Genomic DNA, 23,420 nt, shown 5'->3' with positions numbered 1-23,420 from the left:
GATCTGCAATGCTAAAAAAAGCAATTTTCTATATACTCAATACAGCACTTTTGATGGTGATCATGGCCGGCTGTAAAAGCTATAAACCGGTCACGGGGCAGGAAGCGGCTGCTAATCTGCCGTCGTCATTCAATAACAGTACTGATACGGCAACCATTGCAGCCTTACCAATAGGCCAGTTTTTTGCCGATCAGAGGCTCGTTAACCTCATTGACACAGCCCTTAAAGCAAACCCCGATTTGTTAAGCGCCCTGCAAAGGGTTGAAGCCGCGCGGGCCAATCTACGGTTCAACGCATCAAAGCTTTTACCTACCATAAACCTCGCCGCCAATGCTGGGGTTGAAAAATATGGTGATTATACCCAAAACGGCGTAGGTAATTACGACACCAATTTTTCAAACAACATCAATAGCGATCAGCATATCCCCAATCCTGTACCTAACTATTTCCTGGGCTTTCAAAGCTCATGGGAGGTTGACCTTTGGGGCAAGCTGAATAACCAGAAAAAGGCCGCCTTTGCCCGTTTCCTGGCCAGTCAAAGCGGATACCACCTGGTAACAACCGCACTTACAGCCCAAATTGCCGGGCTTTATTATCAGTTACTGGCTTACGATACCGAATTAGGCATCATCAAAAAAAATATCAGGCTGCAGGAGCATGCGCTGGAGATCGTTAAAATTCAAAAACTTGGTGGCCGCGCTACAGAGTTGGCTGTTCAACAATTTGAGGCCCAGTTAGCCCGCACCAAGGGATTAGAATACACTACCCGGCAGCAAATTACCGAGACTGAAAACCAGCTTCGTTTTTTAACGGGAAGTTATTCGGGCACGGTAACACGGGACACCTCTATCATGAAAACGAAACTACCAGTGGTTGTTGGTACAGGAGTTCCATCGCAAATGTTACTGAACCGCCCGGATATCCGAAGCGCGGAGCTGGAGCTTACCGCCATGAACGCGGATATCAAAGCTGCAAGGGCAAACTTTTTCCCTACTTTAACTTTAACTCCCTATGTTGGCTATAACAGTTTCAGGGCAAACCTCTTGTTTGATCCGGCTTCATTTACCTATGGTATTTTAGGGGGTATCACCGCCCCCATTTTCAACCGCAAAGCTATCAAGGCAGAATATGAGCGGACTATAGCCGAGCAGAAAATAGCGGTTTACAACTATCAAAAAAGTATCCTTTCAGGTTTCCAGGAAGTGAAGAATAATTTGAGCGGGATAGAGAATTTTAACCGCGCTTTTGAATTTAAACAACAGGAGCTGCAATCGCTAAACAATGCCTTGTCTGTAGCTAACGATTTATACCTTGTTGGCCGGGCCAATTACCTTGAAATTATCACCGCGCAACGCAGCGTACTTGATGCCGAGCTTGAACTGGCCGGTATTAAGCGGGATATTTTCTTAAGCTCGGTTAATTTATACCAGGCTGTGGGCGGCGGCTGGAGATAAGCGCATTTCAATTATCTAAAAAAGAATCGTCATTGCGAGAAGGCACGACGAAGCAATCCCCGATCTACAGAGCCGATCTGTATAGTTTGGGATTGCTTCGTACCTTATAATGACGTGTCTGTAAGAGATTCATAATCAAGCTGCTTTTTGGAGTGTAAGACCAAGTTTTTGCGCTTCTTTTTGCAGACGGCTGATCTTTCTTGCCTTTTGAACCTCTACATCTTGCTGGACTTTAGTGACATCGTAGGCTTCCTGTTTAAGTACCATATTATAAAATATCACGGCTATTTTCCTGGCCACTGCTTTAATAGCTTTTGCCTTTCCCTTAGTTGCAGCTAATTTTCGGTATTGCTGCCCTAACGGCCCCTTGCTTTGCCACAGGCAGTTTGCCGCCAACCTGAAAGCCTGCGTAGCCGGGTTGTGGGTGATCCGTTTTTCATAGCCTACGAGCTTGCCTCCTGTTATTTTAGGACGGGGTGACAGGTTTAACCAACTTGTAAAATGGCCTGCGGTAGGCCATTTGCTCATCTCAGGCCCTGTTACTGCCAGTATCGTTAGCAAGCCGATCTCATCCAAGCCTTCCACTGCTGTCAGGTCCACGCCCAAAATTGCTACCAGGTAATCTTTTAAGTTGATATGATATTGATTCTTGCGGACCATGCCTTGTTTCTTTGAGCTTTTTATCTCCGGTGCCAATAGTTTAAGCGTTTGTTCGATGTGCTGTTCGTAATAAAGCATCTGCTCTTTAAAAAAGTCGTATGCCTTTAGGCTGCCCCTAAGTGTATTGATCTGGCTGTCCCGGTAGTCTCCCTCAAGAGAATGGAGCAATTCCTGCTGACTTGCTTTCAGCCGTTTATGATCGATACTACAAAGCAGTTTTTCCGGATCTGAGATCCCTGAGCAGATCATCCGCAAAAGCTTCATGCCGCATACACCTTCAATATCGCTGATCAGGTGCTGGAACTTGATATTCATTTTGGTCAGGGTGTTTTGGATACGGTTGAGTGTATCGCTTTTTTGGTCCTGGCAGATCTGCCTTTCATGGATATATTGCCGCAGGTCCTGGTAACAGGCCGGAGCAATATGTGATTCGCGTAAAAGACCATGGGTAAGCAGCTTATGCAACCACTGTGCATCATTAATATCCGTTTTTCGTGCCGATACATTCCGATAATGGCTTGGGTTGATCATCACCACCTTTATGCCCCGGGACTCAAGGATACTATGCAGGGGCATCCAATAGTTGGCGGTTGATTCCATCGTTACGATCTCCACCTTTTCCCCCTGTAGCAAGTCGGCCAGTTTATTAAGACTGGAGGTAAAACTGTCAAACTGTTTCAGGTGGATCTGATCCCTGGAATCAGTGTAAGATACGACCATGAGCATACTCCCTACATCGATCCCGGCTGATCTGGGGTAAAGAATCCCAAATCGTTCCATCTTTTTTGAACCTGCAGGAGTTCCTGCCCCCTTCTTCTTTTTGTTTTGTTTAGCTTTGCCCATATTTTTAAAAAACAGGGCAAACTCTGCCGCTTTAAAAAGTCTAAGCTTAAAAGCGCGGTAAACCACCAGTTGGTCAGAACTGGTGGTTCCCTATAATGTTTTTTGCAAAAAGCGACAGTCCCAAACTCGCAAGCGGGCTCTTAAAGGCCCCAAGGGTTATACGGGGTGTGTAGTTTGCCCGATGTTCAAGACAAATATCTTACTTCTCATCGCAATGCATGTCATTTCATTTTTTTTCAGGGCTTCCCTGATGGTTACTCGCAATGACGTTTTTTAATAACATCACATTTCAGAAAAATCAGTACCACACCCGTCACAAATCCGTTACACAAATCAAATTACATCGCAACAATATTAACCAGTAGTATAAATTGCTTAATATAGTGGTTCCGGTGTTTACCAAACGAAACACCGGTTGACTGACTAATACTTAAACAATTAACACAAATGATCAAACTTTTAAAGCACGCATTGATCACTCCATCAATTGCTGTACTGGCGTTTAACGCGGTTGCCCAAACCGCCGCGCAACCAAAGCTTATTGAAAAGGTTACCCGTAAGGGAACCGAGCTGGTGATCCCCTATGAAAAATATGTATTACCCAATGGCCTTACGGTTATTTTGGCCGAAGACCACTCCGATCCGCTGGTTCATGTAGATATCACCTATCACGTAGGTTCGGCCCGTGAGGAGATCGGTAAATCGGGCTTCGCTCACTTCTTTGAGCACATGATGTTCCAGGGATCTGATCATGTAGCCAATGGCGATCATTTTAAGATCATTACCGAAGCCGGCGGTACCCTAAACGGATCAACTAACCGCGACCGTACCAACTATTATGAAACCGTACCTGCCAATCAGCTGGAAAAAATGCTTTGGCTGGAGTCGGACAGGATGGGCTTCCTGCTCGATGCTGTTACCCAGCAAAAATTTGAGGTGCAGCGCGCAACCGTAAAAAACGAACGCGGGCAAAACTATGATAACCGCCCGTACGGTTTAGTTGGCCAGTATGCTTCAAAAACACTTTATCCGTATGGTCACCCCTATTCATGGCTTACCATTGGATATATTGAGGAGTTGAATAAAGTAGGCGTAAACGATCTTAAAAACTTTTTCCTGAGATGGTACGGCCCTAATAATGCCACGCTAACCATTGGCGGCGATCTTAACCCCAAACAAACGCTGGCCTGGGTGAGCAAATATTTCGGCGGGATCCCAAGAGGGCCTCTGGTAAAGAATATGTCTTTACCTGCACCTGTGTTAAAAGCCGACAGGTATGTATCCTACACAGATAATTACGCCAAGTTCCCCTTATTGTCTGTAAGCTATCCCGGCGTAAAGATCTATGATAAAGACATGTCGCCTCTTGATGCTTTGTCGGCTATCATCGGGCAGGGCCGTAACTCTATCTTTTACAAAAACTTTGTGAAAACCCGTAAGGCGGCACAGGCCACCATGAGTTCGTCCAATACCGAACTGGCCGGTGAGATCAGCATGCGGGTTGTACCTTTCCCGGGTCAAACGCTGGCTGATGCCAAAAAACTGGTAGATGAATCCTTAGCCGAGTTTGAGAAAAAAGGCGTAAGTGACGATGACCTGGCCCGCTTTAAAGCCACCGCCGAGGCCGATTATATCAACAGCTTATCGAGCGTAAGCGGTAAAGTATCTGAACTGGCGCAGGCACAAACCTTTACCGGTAACCCCAACCAAATTGGCCGCGAACTTGCTGCTATCCGCGCGGTTACCAAAGAGGATGTGATGCGCGTTTACAACCAGTACATTAAAGGAAAACCGGCGGTAATATTAAGCGTATTGCCTAAAGGCGGTAATATGCAGCCTGTAGCACCCGATAATTTTACTGTTGATACCACAGGTTACAAAGCACCGGATTATGGTTATAATGGTTTAACCTATCATAAGCCTAAAGATAGTTTTGATCGCACTGCAAAACCGGGCGTTGGCCCTAACCCGGCCATTAAAGTTCCGGCTATATGGTCGGCCAATACATCAAATGGCATCAATATCATCGGTACGCAAAATAACGAGATCCCATCGGTATCTATGTCGATCTCTATTAAAGGCGGTGGCTTGTTTGCCATCAATGATCCATCAAAAGCAGGCCTGGCAGGTATTGTCGGCCGCATGATGAATGAAGAAACGCAGAAATACACTGCCGAAGATTTCAACTCCGAACTGGATAAACTGGGCAGCAGTATCACTTTTTATGCCAGTTTAGATCAGATTGATGCTGAGGTATCGTCGCTCACCAAAAACCTGGGCAAGACAATGTCCCTGCTTGAAGAAAGGTTATATCACCCTAAATTCACCCAGGACGCGCTCGACAGGATCAAGAAGCAAACTTTGGAAGGCTTTAAACAAGCTAAAACCCAACCTGCAGGCGTAGCCAGCACAGTTTACAGCAAAATCCTTTATGGTACCGATAACGTACGCACTTACGCTGCGGGCGGTAATGAAGAAACTGTTGCAGGTATAACGTTGCAGGATGTTCAGGACTATTACGATAAAAACTTTTCGCCATCGCTGACCAAAATTGTTGTGGTAGGAGATGTTAGCGAGGCATCTGCAAAAAGCGCACTCGCTTTCCTCAATACCTGGAAGGATAAAAAGGTGAACATCCCGGCACCTGCTGAAGGTAAAACATTTGATAAAACCACGCTATACCTGGTTGATATCCCGGGCGCGGCACAATCTGAAATCCGTATCGGGTATCTGGATAAACTAAACTATGATGCAACAGGCGATTATTATAAGCTGAACATAGCCAACTACATTTTAGGGGGCGCTTTCAACAGTCACATCAATCTTAACCTGCGTGAGAAAAAAGGCTGGACATATGGTGCCCGTTCATCTTTCAGTTCGGGTAGATATGGCGGCGACTTCACCGCCGCGGCCGGCGTATTGGCTACGGCTACCGATAGCTCGGTGGTTGAGTTTATGAAGGAGATCACCAACTACCAAAAAACAGGAATTACACCCGAAGAATTGAAGTTCACCCAAACTTCTATCGGCCAGAGTGATGCCCGCCGTTATGAAACCAACGCGCAAAAAGCGGCGTTTTTATCACGCATCCAGGAGTACGGCCTTAAACCTACTTTTGTTGACGAGCAAAGCAAGATCTTATCAACCATTACTCCCGCCGAGATCAATGGCCTTGCTTCAAAATACCTCAATCCCGACAACATGATCATTTTGGTTGTCGGCGACAAGGCAAGGATCTATCCGGGCCTGCAAAAACTGGGCTACCCGATTGTTGAACTTGATGCCGATGGCAAGCCAAAACAATAAATTAACATAACAACAGGCGGATAAATCCCTTATACCTTAACCGGTGTAAGGGATTTTTATTTTAAAAATCAATCCTTTACAATAAAGCTACAACCCAGCTGGTGTTGTTTATACCGCTACTTTGCAACTGAAAAGTTACTATTCAAAACCTATTTACTAACATTGATTTAACCTAAATTGAATGCATAAAGTTCAATTTTGAAAGGCTGATATGGTGCTTATGGCAACTGCCAAAGCCGGTGGTGTTAATATTTAAGTTTTAACTATTTGCGTGCAAGCAGTGCACCGGCCTTGTAAAGCCACAATAATATCTCAAGAGGAGCATGTGAATGCCTACTCCTGTTTCTTTTAGTTCCCCTAAATCTTTCCGGTTTAAAAATTTACGCAGCGTAAACGCATTTGCTATGCATTGTATTTATCTATCATAAAAAACACACTATGAAAATTAACAACTTACTTATCGGTCTGGGTTTAGCTTTAACCTTTGCCGGATGTTCCAAAGACCTTAAAAACTCGCCTACTCCACCAAAAACCGGCGATACTACAGCAAGTCCTCCTGCCCCGGTTCCTTATTCCATTACCGAAGGTTTTGAACAGGGCAGTAAAACCGCCTACGCAGCAGCCGATGTAACCCTAAGCACCGGAAGCTGGAATTTTAGCGATGCGCTGATAGGCAACCTCGCTGCCGACCTTAAAGATGGCAGTAAATCTGTAAGGCTCCGTACCGGGGATATCGCCATGAATTTTGATATCAAAGGCCTTACTACGTTATACATTAAACACGGTAAATATGGCAGCGATGCCACATCCACCTGGCAGTTGCTAATGTCGACAGACGGCGGGGCGAATTACACGCAGGTAGGTACCGATATTACTGAAACCAATACCACACTGGTAACCGACTCATTTAAAGTGAGCGTTACGGGTAAAGTTAGGTTTGAGATCAAAAAAGCTGGCACAACCCGCATCAATATTGACGATATTACCTTTAAGGGTACCGGCGATCCGGGCATCACCGTTGGCATACCCGATACGGGCGGCAGCGATACTACCGGCACATCAAACTCAGCAACACCAAGGGACGTTACTGCCGGCGCCGACGCCCCGCCTGCAAGCGGCGATAATAGCAACCTGCTTTTTGGCAACCCCTCAAATGCCCTTTCAACACTGGCATCTAAGGATAACTACCTGATAGACCAGAAGTATTACGTAGAATCATACAACGCCACCAAAGGCGAACCAAACTGGGTAAGCTGGCACCTTGACGCGACCAATACCACCAACGCGACTGGTCGTTTGGATAATTTTGCAGGCTGGAGCGGGATTCCTGCTGGTTGGTACCAGGTAGAAAGCAACAGCTATTCGGGCAGCGGGTTCGACAGGGGGCATAACTGTCCCTCGGCCGATCGCACCAGTTCAGCCAACGCTAATTCCTCAACCTTCCTGATGACCAATATGATACCGCAGGCACCGCAAAATAACCAGCAAACCTGGGCCAATCTTGAAAATTACCTGCGCGAACAAGTGGCGGCCGGTAACGAGGTTTACATCATTATGGGTAGCTACGGTACAGGTGGTACAGGCTCAAACGGTGCTGCCAATACCATCAATAATGGTCACGTAAATGTACCAGGCAACGTTTGGAAAGTAGCCCTGATCCTGCCTAAAGGCGATGGTGATGTGGCAAGGGTTACTGCTTCAACGAGGGTTATTGCAGTAAACACGCCTAATATCAATACCATCAATTCTGACTGGACCAAATATATCACTACCATTAAGGATATTGAAACAGCAACGGGTTATACCCTATTATCAAGCCTGCCTGCTTCGGTTAGGACGGCGCTTGAAGTTAAGGTTGATACCGGCGCTTCAGGATCGTAAAACTTATATAAGTAATAAAGCCAAAAGCCGGGATATCCCGGCTTTTGGCTTTAGGGTTTTTTGGGTGTTCAATTTTTGAAAAACTGGTGTTCAACTTTCAAAAACAGAAAAACACAACTCATTGATAATCAACCAAAAACCATTCAAGCGGGTGCAATCAATAAAAAATAACTATTGATTATCAAGCAATTACAACTCACAAATAACAATAAGTGTTCAACCTTAAAAAAGTTGAACACTTATTGATTTCCATTTTGATGGGTATTGTTTGGAGGTTAGATCAGTCAACTCCTTTTACATTCATTTTTAAAACGTAAACGGCTTTTGAGGCTGTCATAAATAAGATGTCCTTATTCTTACCTCCGAAACAGATGTTGGCAGTCCATGGTTCATCAATATCTATGTGGCCTATTTTTTCGCCTTTGGGGTTAACTATGGTAACTCCTTTACCGCACATGTAAATATTACCATGCTCGTCGATTGTCATCCCGTCGCAGCCCATGGCTATAAACAGGGTGCGGTTAGATAATGTACCATCTTTATTGATATCATAACGATAGGTTTTGTTATCACCAATATCGGCCACATACAAGGTCTTGCCATCCGGCGTGCCGATGATACCATTAGGGCGAACAAATTTATCATCAACCATTACAGCCGGTGCTTTACCTTTGGCCAGAAAGTATAGTTTTTGGCCGTCAAGATCGGGCTGTTTACGAGTCCAGTAATCACGCTGATAGTAGGGATCGGTTATATAGATTCCTCCATCGGGGCGAACCCAAACATCATTAGGGCCGTTAAATTTATGTCCCTGGTAATCTTTCAGCAAAACGGTAACCTTTCCTTTAGGGTTGATTGACCATAGCTGATCATCAGCATCAGCACAGCTAATGAGGTTTCCTTTCTTATCAAAATACATCCCGTTTGAGCGGCCGGCACTATCCAGGAAAACAGAAAGCTTACCATCGGTATCATATTTCCAGATCTTGTTATTAGGCTGATCTGTGAAAAATACGTTGCCTTTTTTGTCGACAGCCGGCCCCTCGGTAAAGGAGAATTGTTTGGCTATGAGTTGAGGTTTAGTATTTGGATCATACAAACCAGCGTCGGTTTGCGCAAACACTTTAATGGCGAACGCCGAGATCAATAAAATAAGGGCAGAAACTTTTTTCATGGTTTTGGGAGTGTTATAATGGTTTTGCTAAAGTAACACGTTTTTAAGCCCGATTATTTTGCAGGGGTAAAATATTTGATACAAGTAGTGGATTTGTATAGTTGCTACGGCTTAAGTATCCTCGAATACTTCTTTAACATCAAACAAATGTTTGATTAAAAATGATAGATAAAAAACCTATTTTTGCACCTTTATTAAAATACCGTACATCACATGAGTATTGCATTATCCGAACAGGAAATTATTCGCCGCGAATCCTTACAACAGTTACGTGCACTGGGTATTAACCCATACCCTGCCGAAGCTTTTAATGTTAACGCCTGGGCACAGGATATAGCAGATAATTTTAAGGATAAACCCGAGGCCTACCAGGATGTTGTAATTGCTGGCAGGATCATGACCCGCAGGATTATGGGCAGCGCGTCGTTTGCTGAATTACAGGATTCGACTGGTCGCGTGCAGATCTATCTGAAACGCGATGATATTTGCCCTGATGAGGACAAAACATTATATAACACCGTATTTAAAAAACTCCTTGACATCGGCGATTACGTTGGCGTGAAGGGCTACGTGTTCACTACTCAAACAGGTGAAATTTCAGTTCACGTACGTGAGTTGGTTGTGCTTTCAAAATCGTTGAAACCGCTGCCGGTTGTTAAACGTGAGGATGACGGGACCATCCATGATGGTTTTACAGACCCGGAGTTGCGTTACCGCCAGCGTTATGTTGACTTAACTGTTAACCCTGATTATAAACAAATCTTCATCAACCGCTCAAAAGTGATCAGCGCTATGCGTGGTTACTTCAATAATCAGGGCTGGATGGAAGTTGAAACCCCAATCCTGCAGCCTGTACATGGTGGTGCAGCGGCCCGTCCGTTTGCTACACACCATAACACGCTTGATATGCCGTTGTTTTTACGTATCGCCAACGAGCTTTACTTAAAAAGGCTTATTGTAGCCGGCTTTGATGGTGTTTATGAGTTTGGTAAAATGTTCCGTAACGAGGGCATGGACCGTACCCACAACCCTGAGTTTACGGCCATGGAAATCTATGTAGCCTACAAAGACTACATATGGATGATGGCCATGGTTGAAGAATGTTTGGAAACCGTTGCAAGAGCAGTTCACGGCATCCCGGTTGTACAGGTTGGCAGCAATGAAATTAACTTTGCAGGCCCTTACGAAAAATTATCGATGTATGACTCGATCCTGAAATACACCGGTATCGATGTATCTGCAATGGACGAATCAGGCTTACGCGAGGTTTGCGAAGAATTAAAAATAGAAGTAAACCCAAGCATGGGCAAAGGCAAACTGATCGATGAGATCTTCAGCGCTAAAGTTGAGCATCACCTGATCCAGCCTACTTATATTACCGACTACCCTATCGAAATGACTCCGCTTGCCAAAAAACACCGCACTAAAGAGGGTTTGGTTGAGCGTTTTGAATTGTTCGTGAATGGTAAGGAGATAGCGAACGCCTACTCTGAGCTTAACGACCCTATCGATCAGCGTGAACGTTTGGAAGAACAGTTGATTTTGGCCGGTCGCGGTGATGATGAGGCTATGGCTATGGATGATGACTTTTTACGTGCGCTTGAATATGGCATGCCGCCGACATCTGGTTTAGGTATCGGTATCGACAGGCTGGTGATGCTGATGACCAATCAAAGCACCATCCAGGAAGTATTATTCTTCCCTCAAATGCGTCCGGAGAAAAAAGCCAAAGTTGTTACTGCTGATGATTTTATAAACATCGGTGTACCAGCCGAATGGGTACCGGTATTGAATAAAATGGGCTTTAACACCGTTGAAGAACTAAAGGCAGGCAACCCGAACAAGGTATTTAACGACCTTGGCGGGATGCGTAAAAAACTAAAACTGGATATTACCATGCCGACTAAAGAAGTGGTAATGGCCTGGTTTGAATAAAAACCTGAACCTTGATTTGTAGGATTTTAGGATTACCCAGATATTTAATAATGGCCTGCATCGCGCAGGCCATTTTAGTTTATGATATATCATAAAATCTTTTAATCAAGAAAATCAAGGGCCCCGATAAGAAAATCAACGCCATCAGCGTAATCTCTCAAATCAGCGGTTATAATTTCTTAACAAAAGCTTAAAAAAAATAACACTTTCATTTAAAAAGAGTTGGCTATTATTGTAATAAACACATATATACAAATATCATGACCAACTCAATATTGGAAATCACCGAAAACGAATACCTGATCAAACTTAACAGGAGCAATTTTAACCTGTCGTTCATCAGGAGTTTATTGAAGCTTGTTGAAGTGGCCAATCCGTCTGAAGAAACTGAATATTCATCATACACAGACAGCTACGTTCAGCCTTATCAAAACCATTCAGCTACGCCTGATTATTTCAGCGCCATTGAAGAAAAATAAAAGGGACGCGGTTTTCGCGTCCCTTTTATTTTTTATACCTTTTTCTATCTGTTCTTTTTCTTAGAACTGACGATATCCACCTCTTACTACTTGCTTATCCATCTGGGCTAATTGGCCTTTCATCATTTTGATCTGTTCGGTAAGCAACTTGTTCTTGTCATCTTTTGAAGCTTCTGACAAATACATTTGCGCCTCGCGCTTGTTACGCTTAGCCATTGAAATGCCGGCCAGGCTCAACTTCGCCAAGGCTATATTGTGCGACATTTTCATACCCAGCGACAGAGCTTTCTTAAAATATTTCTCTGATTTCATTGGCGCCTTGCGTGATTCGATCAAACCGATCAGCAAGTTGTAGTAACCGTGCTGGTTTTTGTGCAGCTGTTTTTCGTAATCGGTAATTTTCAACAACCATACTTCCGACTTTTCAGAATTTTCCTTACGCAAAAAATACTGGGCGATGATCATATTCTCGTTAAAGAAGAAGCTAAGCAGTATAATACCGCCCATTAACAGAACAAAAATACCCCATCCCCAAAAACCGAATGCACAAAGGGCAACCGCCGCACCCATCACTACACAAGCAATAACTAACCGAACAATATTTGACATAATTTGTGATACTAATATTAGCGCAAATATCTGTTTATTTGTACGCTAAACCAACTTCTATATAAATATTTATGGCGATTGCATTACCACCATCATGGCTTGAGGTTTTACAGCAGGAATTTGACAAACCTTACATGATAAAACTTAAACAATTTTTAAAAGAAGAGCAGCAATCAGGGCAAGTTGTTTATCCTAAAAACGGCGAAATCTTCAACGCTTTCAATAATACACCTTTTGAGGATGTTAAAGTGGTTATATTAGGTCAGGACCCTTATCATGGCGCTCACCAGGCCCATGGTCTTTCCTTTTCAGTACAAAAGGGCATTGCTATTCCCCGATCATTAATAAACATTTACAAAGAGCTGCAAAACGATATTCCCGGATTTAAAATCCCCGCACATGGCAACCTCGAAGAATGGGCTAAACAAGGTGTGTTGTTACTGAACGCTACACTAACCGTTAGGGCAGGCAATGCAGGTTCGCACCAAAAAAGAGGATGGGAAGAATTTACCGATGAAGTAATCAAAACCATTTCCGATAAAAAAGAAGGTATCGTGTTTATACTGTGGGGAGCTTTTGCCCAATCAAAAGCGGTTTTGATTGACGAGAAGAAACATTTTATTATTCGCTCTCCGCACCCCTCGCCTTTCTCAGCCGATCGTGGTTTTTTTGGCAGCAAACCATTTTCAAAAACTAATGAGATATTGAAAAAAGAAGGTAAAAAAGAAATTGACTGGCAAATACATTAGGGGAAAGAATCAAGACGTCAAGAGTCAAGAAATCAAGATTAAAAGAAGCTAAAAATAAAAAGAGTCAAGAAATGAAGGATATTTAATCCTTCTTCTTGACTCTTGATTCTTATAGTCTTGACTCTTATCTAATACTCCAGCGGCACTATAGGCTCTTTTTTACTGGTAGACATGATCATCATTGTTTGGAAAGTTTTCACCACAGTAATACGGCTGATCTTTTCCATGATGAGTTGCTCGTATGATTTGATGTCGCGTACGTATACCTTTAACAGAAAATCACACTGGCCAGTTACGTGATGACACTCGGTTACCTCTTTAATATTCTTAATTTCATCCAAAAAAGTTTGAATGGTGTTTTTCTGATGAAAATCAAGGGAGATCTGGATAAAGGTTTTGATTCCTAATCCTAACTTCTCTTCATCTACCAGCGCATGATAGCTTTTAATGTATTCTGCGTTCTCAAGTTTACGCACGCGTTCAAGAGTAGGTGCTGGCGAAAGCCCTATCTCGTTAGACAACTGGAGGTTGGTTATCCTTCCGTTTTCCTGTAAAATCTTGAGTATTTGTAGGTCTATTTTATCTAATTCGGCGGCCATAGTTGTATGCAAATATAGTATTTTCCTTGCTTCGCAAAATTTAATTTTTCGTTAAAGTACTTCAACGAAAACATATTTCCTAACGTTTATTTTTTTAGATTAGTCTAAATTTTTTATTAGATTTGTTTAAATGAACACTTTAGCCGAGGAAAACTACTTAAAATCCATCTATCATCTCTCTGTAAATGATGGAAATGCGAGTACAAATCAGATCGCATCCTCGCTAAATACCAAAGCGTCTTCGGTTACCGACATGCTTAAAAAACTTGCAGATAAAGCGCTCATCAATTACACCCCCTACCAGGGAGTAAGCCTCACCCCTTCCGGCGAGAAAATAGCGATAAGCATTATCCGCAAACACCGGCTGTGGGAGTACTTTCTGGTAGAGAAACTCAATTTTAAATGGGACCAGGTTCATGACCTTGCCGAAGAGATGGAACATATCTCGTCTGAAGAGTTAATTGACCGCCTTGACAAGTTTATGGGTTATCCAAAACATGACCCACACGGCGACCCTATACCTGACTGTAACGGCCGTTTTAACACGCACGAGTTAAAACCGGTTTCGGCAGTAACAGTTAACCAAAGCGGTATAATTTCAGGCGTACGCGACCATAGTTCATCCTTTTTACAATACCTCGATAAAAAACAGCTTACTATCGGCTGCAAAATAATGATAACTGATATTATTGAATATGACCATTCGGTAGTGGTACAAACCGGCAATAAAGAAGTGCATATCAGCCGCGAAGTAGCCAACAACTTGCTTATAGCCCTATGAACAATACACACAACGAATCTTTAGGCAATGTACACGGATCAGTAACCACCGAAAACAAAAATGGCTGGCGAAAGCTAATGGCTTTCCTGGGCCCGGCTTACCTGGTGAGCGTAGGCTATATGGATCCTGGAAATTGGGCAACGGATATCGCAGGAGGCAGCGCTTTTGGATATAAGCTGATCTGGGTATTGTTTATATCCAACATGATTGCTCTTCTGCTGCAATCACTGGCAGCCCGGTTGGGGATAGTGCGCGGGCTCGACCTTGCACAGGCCTCCAAAAATGCCTATCCTCGTTTTGTAAACTTTTGCCTGTATATGCTGGCACAAATAGCCATTATAGCCTGCGACCTGGCCGAAATTATCGGCATGGCCATTGGTTTAAAGCTATTGTTTCATCTTCCGTTAATCTGGGGTGTATCGCTTACCATCACCGATACTGTACTGATGCTCTACCTCATGAATAAGGGTATGCGCAAGCTCGAAGGCTTTATTATTTCGATGATCTTTATAGTCGGGCTCTCTTTTTTGGTCGAAATGTTTATTGTTAAGCCCGATGTAATAGAAGTAGCAAAGGGTTTTATTCCCGGCAATCTGTTTAAAGGTGATAAAATAAGCCAGCAAATGCTTTATATAGCTATAGGCATTATTGGCGCTACGGTAATGCCGCATAACTTATACCTGCATTCGTCACTGGTGCAAACCCGCCAAATAACCCGTAGCGAAGAAGGCTTCAGGGCGGCGATTAAGTTTAATCTTTTTGATACTGTTATAGCCCTTAATCTTGCTTTTTTTGTAAATGCGGCTATTTTGATATTAGCAGCAAGCGCCTTTTTCAGGAACGGCTATTTTGAAGTAGCAGAGATACAGGATGCATTTAAGCTGCTGGAGCATATTTTCGGTGCAATAGCGCCTACTTTATTTGCCATAGCGCTTATTGCCTCGGGGCAAAGCTCAACCATTACCGGTACACTTGCCGGCCAAATCATTATGGAAGGGCACATTAACTTGCGGATAGAGCCCTGGTTACGCCGCCTGCTTACCCGTGTATTGGCTATTGTACCGGCAGTGTTCACCATACTTTTTTATGGCGAGGAAGGTTTAGGAAAACTCCTGATCTTAAGCCAGGTTGTATTAAGCCTTCAGTTGGGTTTTGCGGTAATCCCCCTCATCCATTTCACCTCCGACCGAAAAAGAATGGGCAAGTTTACCATCAATTTCCAGACAAGAACATTGGCGTGGGCAAGTGCTTTATTAATCGTTGCATTAAACGCCAAACTGGTATATGAACAAATTGGCGATTGGGTAAACGGAACCCCATCACCGGTATGGATTTATGCCGTAGTGGTTCCCATTATTATCGGCATAGCGCTATTACTGATCTACGTTTTTATACGGCCACTATTATTTAAACATCATGACAGGCCGGCTATTGTACCACATGGGATAGCCAATGCCATTACCGAGCTTGATGCGATAACTTACAGCCACATAGCTATAACCATAGATTTTTCAAAGAATGATACCGATTGCCTCCGGCATGCTATTATGCAGGGAGGTAAAAAAGCCGATTATACATTGATACACGTTGTTGAAACTGCTGGTGCGCGTTACTATGGCGGCCAGGTGCTGGATAATGAAACCCAAATTGATTTTAACAACCTCGATAAATATGTTTGCACGTTAAAAAACCTTGGCTACAATGCCCAGGGACAAATTGGTTACGGCAATCCGGCCAGTGCCATAGCCGAAATTGTAAAAAATGAAAAAATTGATTTCATTGTCATGGGCTCGCACGGACACAAAGCTTTGAAAGACCTCATATTTGGCACCACTGTAAACTCTGTAAGGCACAAGGTTAATGTGCCGGTACTAGTGGTAAAGCCACAGTCAAACTAATTTTGTAAGTTTGCGGCTGAATAATTATGAGCCAGGATAACATCTATATAAAAAATAAAAAAGCCTACTTTGAGTATCATATACTTGATAAGTATGTGGCAGGCATACAGTTGCTCGGCACCGAGATCAAGTCGATAAGGCAGGGGAAGGCTAACATTAATGACGCTTTTTGTACATTCATTAATAACCAGTTATATGTACGCAACCTGCATATCTCTGAATATTCATTCGGCTCGTTCTATAACCATGAGGCCAAGCGCGACCGCATCCTGCTGTTAAATAAAAAAGAGCTAAAAAAACTCCAGACCCGTGGCGAAGAACGGGGGTTGACCATAGTCCCCCTGGCATTATTTATCAGCGAACGGGGATTTGCCAAACTTGAAATTGGCCTTGCACAAGGTAAAAAGACATACGATAAACGCGAAACCATGAAGGAACGCGATACCAAGATTGAACTGGACAGGGTGATGAAAAGGTAAATTGATTTCGGAATTGGGAATTTCGATTTCGGATTTATTTAAATGAAATCATGATAATTCTTAATTCCGAAATCGAAAATTCGAAATCCGAAATCTCCTACCAAGCCTTATCCCCTACCAATGGTACAAACCTAAAGGTGTCCAGCACAATCTTTTCATAATCGTTATCTCCCACTTTTAGTATTGTAACCATCTTTTGGGTTTCTTCATCCCCAACCGGGATAACCAGGATGCCGCCTATTTTTAGTTGCTTTAACAGCACTTCGGGCACGGTGGGTGCTCCGGCGGTAACAATGATCTTATCATAAGGTGCGTGTTCGGCTATCCCAACAGAGCCATCTCCCAGGAAAAAACGGGCATTGTAACCCATTTCATTTGGCAATACGTATTTGGTGCGGTGATAGAGCTTTTCCTGGCGTTCAATAGTGTAAACATTAGCTCCAAGTTCAAGCAGGACACAGGTTTGATATCCCGAGCCTGTGCCTATTTCAAGTACTTTATCTCCTTTTCGGATATGCAATAGCTCGGTCTGATAGGCCACAGTATAGGGCTGCGATATGGTTTGTCCTTCGCCTATCGGGAACGCAATATCCCTGTAAGCCTGGTTCCAGAAAGTTTCATCAAAAAAGCAATGACGTTTTACCTTGCCAATAGCCTCTAAAACGTGTTCGTCGCCAATCCCCTTCTTTCTCAAAACATCCACAAGCCTTTTACGGGCACCCTGTTCGCGGTAATTATCAGTATACTTGTAAGCCATTTTCAAAGGCAAAGTTAATACGAATTTTCACACAATTTACCCAATAAGCATCATTTACGGGGTTTTGGACCCTCGTGGTTATTTATGTGCTTCATTAGTACAAATTTAAAATTCAATTTTGTCAATAATGAAACGCATGGTCTAAAAACACGACACGCCGAACAGTTTGCCCGGCGTGCATGTTTTTATGTATTTAAGAATTTATACCTCCCTGTTACTATCCCACTTCTCTAAATAATCGGCCACACGCCTTACAAACGAGCCACCCAAAGCTCCATCTACAACGCGGTGATCATATGATAATGAAAGGAACATCATGTGGCGTATAGCGATCATATCGCCTTCTTTTGTTTCAATAACTGCAGGTTTTTTCTTGATAGCGCCAACAGCTAAAATGGCAACCTGCGGCTGGTTGATTATAGGTGTACCCATTACGTTACCAAATGAGCCAACGTTGGTAATCGTAAATGTGCCCTCTTTTACATCATCGGGCAATAACTTACCGTTGCGTGCACGGTTCGCGAGGTCATTAACGGCTTTTGTTAAACCAACAAGGTTAAGCTCATCTGCTTTTTTAATTACCGGTACAATCAGGTTACCGTTTGGTAAAGCCGTAGCCATGCTGATGTTGATTGCCGCTTTTTTAATGATCTGAGTACCGTTAACAGATACATTGATCATTGGGAAATCCTTGATCGCTTTCGCTACTGCCTCAATAAATATAGGCGTAAAGGTTATTTTTTCGCCTTCACGTTTTTCAAAGCTGTTCTTTACTTTTTCGCGCCATAACACCAGGTTAGTGACATCGGCTTCAACAAATGAGGTAACATGCGGCGATGTTTGTTTGCTCATCACCATATGATCGGCGATTAAACGGCGCACCCTGTCCATCTCTATAATCTCATCACTGCCGGATACAGAAACAGCCGGAGCAGGCTGCTGCTCAACAGGGGCAGCTTTTGGCGTTTCGGTTTTTGCAGGTTCAGGAGCCGCAGTAATTATAGGTTGCGGCGCCGGTTCAGCAGCCGGTCGTGCTTCTTCAGCAGGCTCAACTGTTTTTACAGGTTGCCCGGCAGTTTGAGTAGTAAACGACTCAACATGAGCTGACGAATGTGTATTTGGAACTGATGAAGTTTTTGCCTGCAGATAGTTCAGCAGGTCATCTTTGGTTAAACGGCCATCCGACCCCGTCCCGGGGATGCTGTCCAACTCCCCGATACTGATACCTTCCTGCGTGGCAATATTTCTTACAAGGGGCGAATAAAAACGCCCTTCGGATTTAAATACCGGAGCAGCAGGCGAACTTTTTTGCTCAAGCTGATCAATACCAGGAATGCCGGATAAATTTTCCGGCTGAATTTCGCTTAGTTCCGGTTCAGGAGTTTTTTTAACTTCTTTAGCCGGAACAGTTTCGTGATAAGTTGAGTCTGCTATTTTCGGTTCTTCGGGAGGTTGTGGCGCAACCTCTTCAGGCTGGGCAACTACCGGGGCAGTTTCAGCTTCATCAGTTTCAATGATAGCTATAACCGCACCTACCTGTACAACATCATTTTCTTTATACAGTTGTTCAACTAACTTACCCGTTACAGGCGAAGGTACATCAGAATCGACTTTATCGGTAGCGATTTCCATTACCGCGTCATCGGCATTTACCTTATCACCCGGATTTTTAACCCATTTGATAACGGTTGCCTCAGCAACGCTCTCCCCCATTTTTGGCAATAACAGCTGGTATTTGGCCATACAGTAGAATATAGTTTAACCCCAAAATTATGTATTTAAATCTTTACTTTTTAATTTCAGTAAGCAAAGTATTCAACATTGACAGCGCCATCACAGCACTTCGTTCAATGTTTTGCCTGCGTTTACTGCCAAATGTGTATTTCTTTATTAATGATTTCTCTTTTGCGGCAACTGCAATCCACACAGTACCAACGGGTTTATCTTCCGTACCGCCGCCCGGACCGGCTACGCCTGTAATAGCAACAGCCAAATCCGACTTGAAATTTAACAGTGCACCCTCTACCATTTCTTTTACAGTTTCTTCACTAACGGCTCCATGTTGCCACAAAGTTTCGTTCTTTACTCCCAAAATACTTTCCTTTAACTCGTACGAATAAGAAACCGCGCCGCCTAAAAACACCTGCGATGAACCCGGATGTTGGGTAAACAAGTGCGAAAGATAACCACCGGTACAGCTTTCGGCTACTGATAAAGTAAGGTCGTTACTTTCCATCAAATCAAGGATGGCTTTTTCAAGCGGGATGTCCTGATCAATAACAAACGGTGAACCGATGCGCTCAATAAACCTGGTGGCAAATGCATCAACTTCTTTTTGCAAAGCAGCTTCCTCTTCGCCAAAAGCGCTTAATCGTAAACGCACCTGCCCTAACTTTGGCAGGTAGGCCAGTTTAATATTCGATGGCAAGTCATTTTCGATATCTGCAATCCGTTCGGCCAAAAATGATTCACCCTCACCAACGGTTAGCAGCGTTTTATGAATGATTACGGGAAGCTTCAGGGTAGCCTTAATTTTAGGCAATACCTGCCCTTCCATCATGTACATCATCTCAAATGGCACACCCGGCATCGACATGTAGATAACTCCATTGTGATTAAACCACATACCCGGAGCAGTGCCGTTTTCATTAAGCACAACTTCGCAATTGGCAGGAACAAGCGCTTGTTGCCTGTTGATCTCCAGTAACGGGCGGTTATATTTGGCAAAAATGCGTTCTACATTAGCAAATGCATCCTCGTTTTCAACAAGTTCAACACCAAAGTATTCGGCTAATGTTTTTTTGGTGATATCATCTTTTGTGGGCCCAAGTCCACCGGTAATAAAAATGATACTGACCCGGCTTGCTGCTTCGGCTAACGCCTTCAGGATATGTTCTTTATCGTCGCTTATTGATGAGATCTGCTTTACCCTTATCCCGATCTTGTTAAGTTCGGTAGCCATCCAGGCCGAATTGGTATCAACAATTTGTCCGATAAGTATCTCGTCGCCGATGGTTATTATTTCTGCCAGCATTATTTATATTAATAAAAAGATGATTGTGGATTGTAATCGCTTTTCTTGCTTAGTTTCAAATCCTGCAAAATAGAGGCTTTCACTTTTAAAGTTACGTTATACATTTTGTATACACCGAAGGGGATCCATTGAAAGGCCAGATCCCAGCAATGCAAATCGCGGTATATTGAAAACGAGGTAGCGCTTGCAAATTTAGCCGCCTTTATATCATACGTAGTAGAGTATTGGATCTTCCACTTTTGCGTAAGGTTCACATCACCCGAAATTTGGAGCGTATTACTGGTTGTTTTGTTGTTTAAGTAGTTTTGATAGCTAAAACTGTAGTTAAGCGAGATATTCCACGGCACATTAAAGTCAACATATGCATTCGGATCGCTGTTTACCAGGGCCAGTCTCTGCGCCTGGGTGGGATTCATGGTTGCGATAGTATTCAGGGCCGCATTCCCCGGAGTTGCCTTGGTTGAATTCAAACTCCCCCCCATAGAGATGTTCAAACCTGTTAAAGTTGGGAATTTGCCATCCTGCCAGGCATACCTGTTTATGTAACGGCTTGTTCTTACAATCTGATTATTGGAGATTGAATCGCTTACCTTGGTTACATATGGGCTAAACACTCCCGAAAAACTGATACTTAATTTTTGATTAAAAATAGCGGTATGCCCCGAAAATGAAATATCAGAAAGTTTCATTGAGTCGGCTGCAAAATTGTAAAAGGTGGAGAACGACAAACCTTGTAAAATCATGATCTTTCGGTCGGTGCCTGATGTATCAGTGCTTTTAGCTTTTACCTTAGCTTCTATCGTGTTATCTACCGAAAAGTTTAAACCCGCCTGCTTACCCGCTGAGGGGCCGCCGTAAACTCCATTTTGAAAAATAGAATATTTTTGATAGGTATACGGATAAGGAACCGTGGCTGTACTAACAGCTGTTTTGTAATAGCCAAAGCTCGGGTCGCTGAAGTCGGGACGATAGCTAAAACTTATTGACGGAGTTGCCACGTGCCTGATTGCTTTCAGGTTACCATGTTTAAAGTTTATAGTACCGTACAATTTAGTTGATATGCCTGTACTGATACTATACTCGCCGGCACGCTTAAAACCAGGTATAGTATCAATAATTAATTGGTTTGAACCGGCAATGCTTCCCCTTTCAAATCGTTCATTAATGCTTTGAAAATACCAGCGTTCGGTATAGTTAACACTGTTATTAAACTGAAAGTACTTTAATACGTTTAAGCCCAAACTAACCGGGATGGTATGCTGAAAACCATTTTGTAACCGTTTTGATAAAGTTTCGCCTTTAAATAATTGGGACTCGGGTATATCGTTAAGCTTGTTGGTACCTACCAAATTATAGCTCACGGTAATTTTTTGATACCATTTTTGTTCGCCAACCCTGTTTTTAGAGTCGAATGGGTTTATTGACGACATACCGAAGGCAATAGTGGGCAACTCGATATTCACCGTTTTACGGGCTATATCCTGGCTATGCGAAATGCCTACACTTAAGTTAAACGGTGTACCTGCCCAGGTTTTACCATAAGCGATACTTGAGCGTAAACTACTTTGAGCAATGGAGTTAACATTATAGTTACTTGCCGATGGCGTGTTCCTAAAAAAACCGGAAGTACCTGCATCAACCGAAGCACTGAATGTTGAACCGGGATTAGCATTGGCATCCTGCACGTGCGACCAATAAATATGCGCGTCTTTAGTGGCCGGGTCGCCCTCAAGGCCATAGTTATGCGAGCCAAAGCTTAGCGTAACGTTGCCTGTATATTTATAACGCTTAAGATATCGTGCCGTGCTGCTTAGTTCATACGAGCCTTTTGAGTAGATAGACCCGGTGGTAGTCAAATCAACATAATCACTTATACCAATATAGTATCCAAGCCCTTTTAAATAGAAACCCAGGGTGTTGTCCTCACCAAAAGTTGGCAAAATAACACCTGATGTCCTGGTATCCGGCTTAGGGAAAAAACCGAAAGGAATGGCAAGCGGTAAAGGGACCCCTTCAATCTCCAGGTAAGCGGGCCCGGATATAATACGTTTCTTTTCGCCGATACCACGTGTAATCACTATACCAAAGTGTGTATCTGGGTAAGGCAAATCGCAGGTACTGAAAATAACGTTACGGTACGCAACCTCATCATCATTGAGTTTTTTTGCCTGTCCGCCCGAAATAAAGTTGCCTTCCTGTTCGGATGCAGGATTATATATCTTTACTTTTTTTGTTTGATAATTAAAAATCAGCGAATCGGATGCTACGGGCTTATCCGTTTTTTGCTTCATGATAGGCCTGCGGATATATTGGTGCGTACGCGGATCAATGCTTCCCCGAGCAAATATGAGGTGGTTTTTATCATCAACCCTGATATAATCTGCGTCAAGCTCAAAATCTTCATAGGTTACACGGGCCTTGCCGTAAAAATAGGTAACCTGGTGCTCCCGGTCTGAGTGGGTCGAGTCCTCGGCAGTTGCCTTTACTTCTGATTGCAGGCCGCCTTTATTCTTTTTAGTGGTATCATTTGCAGGTAAAGAATTTACCGGCTTACCGTTTCGTAGCGGCGTTATTGAGCCGGATTGTTTACCTTTAAGAAGTTTCTTATCACGAAGCGAATCAAGTTTGATAATAGTATCAGTTAAAGGCCTCCTGCCATGGCTGTTATTTAAAACAGTGCCGGCATTAGCAGCAAGTCCGTTTACTATTAATATAATTGCAAGCAGAAAAAAAAAGGTTATGAATTTCAAAATTGATTATGAATAGTATTTTTGCAGATATA

The 23,420-nt window shown here is 43.3% G+C and carries 17 protein-coding genes; 9 read left to right on the top strand and 8 right to left on the bottom strand.

The annotated features are described in order from the left end of the window. Positions 1–8: 8 nt before the first annotated feature. A complete protein-coding gene (locus tag J3L18_RS06545; protein WP_311085626.1) occupies positions 9–1,454 on the top strand; it encodes a TolC family protein in 1,446 nt (481 codons plus the stop codon). Between the two features lie 135 nt (positions 1,455–1,589). Here J3L18_RS06545 and J3L18_RS06540 read toward each other — a convergent pair whose 3' ends face one another. Beyond that, complete coding sequence (locus J3L18_RS06540; RefSeq protein ID WP_223266314.1) at positions 1,590–2,957, bottom strand: IS110 family RNA-guided transposase; 1,368 nt, start codon at positions 2,955–2,957, stop codon at positions 1,590–1,592. Positions 2,958–3,404: 447 nt separating this feature from the next. Between J3L18_RS06540 and J3L18_RS06535 the strand changes: the two genes are divergently transcribed. Further along, positions 3,405–6,263, top strand: coding sequence for a M16 family metallopeptidase (locus J3L18_RS06535; protein ID WP_129571705.1), 2,859 nt, complete (start codon positions 3,405–3,407; stop codon positions 6,261–6,263). A 438-nt stretch (positions 6,264–6,701) separates the two neighbouring features. Beyond that, complete coding sequence (locus tag J3L18_RS06530) at positions 6,702–8,144, top strand: DNA/RNA non-specific endonuclease (protein ID WP_129571704.1); 1,443 nt, start codon at positions 6,702–6,704, stop codon at positions 8,142–8,144. 280 nt (positions 8,145–8,424) lie between these two features. Here J3L18_RS06530 and J3L18_RS06525 read toward each other — a convergent pair whose 3' ends face one another. Next, positions 8,425–9,318 (bottom strand): SMP-30/gluconolactonase/LRE family protein, encoded by an 894-nt coding sequence (locus J3L18_RS06525; protein WP_129571703.1) that lies wholly within the window; start codon positions 9,316–9,318, stop codon positions 8,425–8,427. 213 nt (positions 9,319–9,531) lie between these two features. Here J3L18_RS06525 and lysS point away from each other — a divergent pair, with 213 nt between their 5' ends. Both lysS and J3L18_RS06515 read left to right on the top strand, forming a co-directional pair. Further along, a complete protein-coding gene (lysS, locus tag J3L18_RS06520; protein ID WP_129571702.1) occupies positions 9,532–11,253 on the top strand; it encodes a lysine--tRNA ligase in 1,722 nt (573 codons plus the stop codon). A gap of 260 nt (positions 11,254–11,513) precedes the next feature. Beyond that, positions 11,514–11,732 carry a hypothetical protein gene (locus J3L18_RS06515; protein WP_129571701.1) on the top strand — a complete coding sequence of 73 codons (219 nt, stop codon included), beginning with the start codon at positions 11,514–11,516 and terminating at the stop codon, positions 11,730–11,732. Between the two features lie 60 nt (positions 11,733–11,792). On the opposite strand, the gene J3L18_RS06510 is transcribed toward J3L18_RS06515, so the two are convergent. Continuing rightward, positions 11,793–12,341 carry a hypothetical protein gene (locus tag J3L18_RS06510; protein WP_091162705.1) on the bottom strand — a complete coding sequence of 183 codons (549 nt, stop codon included), beginning with the start codon at positions 12,339–12,341 and terminating at the stop codon, positions 11,793–11,795. A 71-nt stretch (positions 12,342–12,412) separates the two neighbouring features. On the opposite strand from J3L18_RS06510, the gene ung reads away from it, so the two are divergent. Next, positions 12,413–13,090, top strand: a complete 678-nt coding sequence (gene ung / locus J3L18_RS06505; RefSeq protein WP_129571700.1) for a uracil-DNA glycosylase — start codon at positions 12,413–12,415, stop codon at positions 13,088–13,090. 128 nt (positions 13,091–13,218) lie between these two features. On the opposite strand, the gene J3L18_RS06500 is transcribed toward ung, so the two are convergent. After that, the gene (locus J3L18_RS06500) at positions 13,219–13,689 is read right to left on the bottom strand and encodes an Lrp/AsnC family transcriptional regulator (RefSeq protein WP_022832833.1); all 471 of its coding nucleotides are present in this window, start codon (positions 13,687–13,689) and stop codon (positions 13,219–13,221) included. A 130-nt stretch (positions 13,690–13,819) separates the two neighbouring features. On the opposite strand from J3L18_RS06500, the gene J3L18_RS06495 reads away from it, so the two are divergent. The 3 genes from J3L18_RS06495 to smpB are packed head-to-tail and all read left to right on the top strand — an operon-like array spanning position 13,820 to position 16,847. Beyond that, positions 13,820–14,470, top strand: coding sequence for a metal-dependent transcriptional regulator (locus tag J3L18_RS06495; protein WP_091162703.1), 651 nt, complete (start codon positions 13,820–13,822; stop codon positions 14,468–14,470). Further along, positions 14,467–16,368 carry an Nramp family divalent metal transporter gene (locus J3L18_RS06490; protein WP_129571699.1) on the top strand — a complete coding sequence of 634 codons (1,902 nt, stop codon included), beginning with the start codon at positions 14,467–14,469 and terminating at the stop codon, positions 16,366–16,368. The genes J3L18_RS06495 and J3L18_RS06490 overlap by 4 nt, the downstream gene beginning before the upstream one ends. Positions 16,369–16,394: 26 nt before the next feature. Continuing rightward, positions 16,395–16,847, top strand: a complete 453-nt coding sequence (gene smpB, locus J3L18_RS06485; protein WP_090527145.1) for an SsrA-binding protein SmpB — start codon at positions 16,395–16,397, stop codon at positions 16,845–16,847. Between the two features lie 97 nt (positions 16,848–16,944). On the opposite strand, the gene J3L18_RS06480 is transcribed toward smpB, so the two are convergent. The 4 genes from J3L18_RS06480 to J3L18_RS06465 form a co-directional block, all read right to left on the bottom strand. Then, positions 16,945–17,604, bottom strand: coding sequence for a protein-L-isoaspartate(D-aspartate) O-methyltransferase (locus J3L18_RS06480; RefSeq protein ID WP_091162701.1), 660 nt, complete (start codon positions 17,602–17,604; stop codon positions 16,945–16,947). 201 nt (positions 17,605–17,805) lie between these two features. After that, positions 17,806–19,347: a 2-oxo acid dehydrogenase subunit E2 gene (locus J3L18_RS06475; RefSeq protein WP_129571698.1), complete on the bottom strand. Its 1,542-nt coding sequence runs from the start codon at positions 19,345–19,347 to the stop codon at positions 17,806–17,808. A gap of 43 nt (positions 19,348–19,390) precedes the next feature. After that, on the bottom strand, positions 19,391–20,638 hold the full coding sequence (locus tag J3L18_RS06470) for a competence/damage-inducible protein A (RefSeq protein WP_129571697.1): 1,248 nt from the start codon (positions 20,636–20,638) through the stop codon (positions 19,391–19,393). 8 nt (positions 20,639–20,646) lie between these two features. Beyond that, entirely contained in the window at positions 20,647–23,388 is a 2,742-nt protein-coding gene (locus J3L18_RS06465; RefSeq protein ID WP_129571696.1) for a putative LPS assembly protein LptD, read from the bottom strand. Positions 23,389–23,420 lie beyond the last annotated feature (32 nt).

The sequence above is a fragment of the Mucilaginibacter gossypii genome (assembly GCF_017569325.2).
GTDB classification, from domain to species: Bacteria; Bacteroidota; Bacteroidia; order Sphingobacteriales; family Sphingobacteriaceae; genus Mucilaginibacter; species Mucilaginibacter gossypii.
This window is presented reverse-complemented; position numbering and strand designations above follow the sequence as displayed.

Coding starts and splice junctions, on each gene's coding strand:
- ung (WP_129571700.1), top strand. CDS start 12,413: ATGGCGATTGCATTACCACCATCATGGCTTGAGGTTTTACAGCAGGAA.
- J3L18_RS06530 (WP_129571704.1), top strand. CDS start 6,702: ATGAAAATTAACAACTTACTTATCGGTCTGGGTTTAGCTTTAACCTTT.
- J3L18_RS06525 (WP_129571703.1), bottom strand. CDS start 9,318: ATGAAAAAAGTTTCTGCCCTTATTTTATTGATCTCGGCGTTCGCCATT.
- J3L18_RS06545 (WP_311085626.1), top strand. CDS start 9: ATGCTAAAAAAAGCAATTTTCTATATACTCAATACAGCACTTTTGATG.
- J3L18_RS06490 (WP_129571699.1), top strand. CDS start 14,467: ATGAACAATACACACAACGAATCTTTAGGCAATGTACACGGATCAGTA.
- J3L18_RS06470 (WP_129571697.1), bottom strand. CDS start 20,638: ATGCTGGCAGAAATAATAACCATCGGCGACGAGATACTTATCGGACAA.
- J3L18_RS06515 (WP_129571701.1), top strand. CDS start 11,514: ATGACCAACTCAATATTGGAAATCACCGAAAACGAATACCTGATCAAA.
- J3L18_RS06510 (WP_091162705.1), bottom strand. CDS start 12,341: ATGTCAAATATTGTTCGGTTAGTTATTGCTTGTGTAGTGATGGGTGCG.
- J3L18_RS06500 (WP_022832833.1), bottom strand. CDS start 13,689: ATGGCCGCCGAATTAGATAAAATAGACCTACAAATACTCAAGATTTTA.
- J3L18_RS06540 (WP_223266314.1), bottom strand. CDS start 2,957: ATGGGCAAAGCTAAACAAAACAAAAAGAAGAAGGGGGCAGGAACTCCT.
- lysS (WP_129571702.1), top strand. CDS start 9,532: ATGAGTATTGCATTATCCGAACAGGAAATTATTCGCCGCGAATCCTTA.
- J3L18_RS06475 (WP_129571698.1), bottom strand. CDS start 19,347: ATGGCCAAATACCAGCTGTTATTGCCAAAAATGGGGGAGAGCGTTGCT.
- J3L18_RS06495 (WP_091162703.1), top strand. CDS start 13,820: ATGAACACTTTAGCCGAGGAAAACTACTTAAAATCCATCTATCATCTC.
- J3L18_RS06535 (WP_129571705.1), top strand. CDS start 3,405: ATGATCAAACTTTTAAAGCACGCATTGATCACTCCATCAATTGCTGTA.
- J3L18_RS06480 (WP_091162701.1), bottom strand. CDS start 17,604: ATGGCTTACAAGTATACTGATAATTACCGCGAACAGGGTGCCCGTAAA.
- smpB (WP_090527145.1), top strand. CDS start 16,395: ATGAGCCAGGATAACATCTATATAAAAAATAAAAAAGCCTACTTTGAG.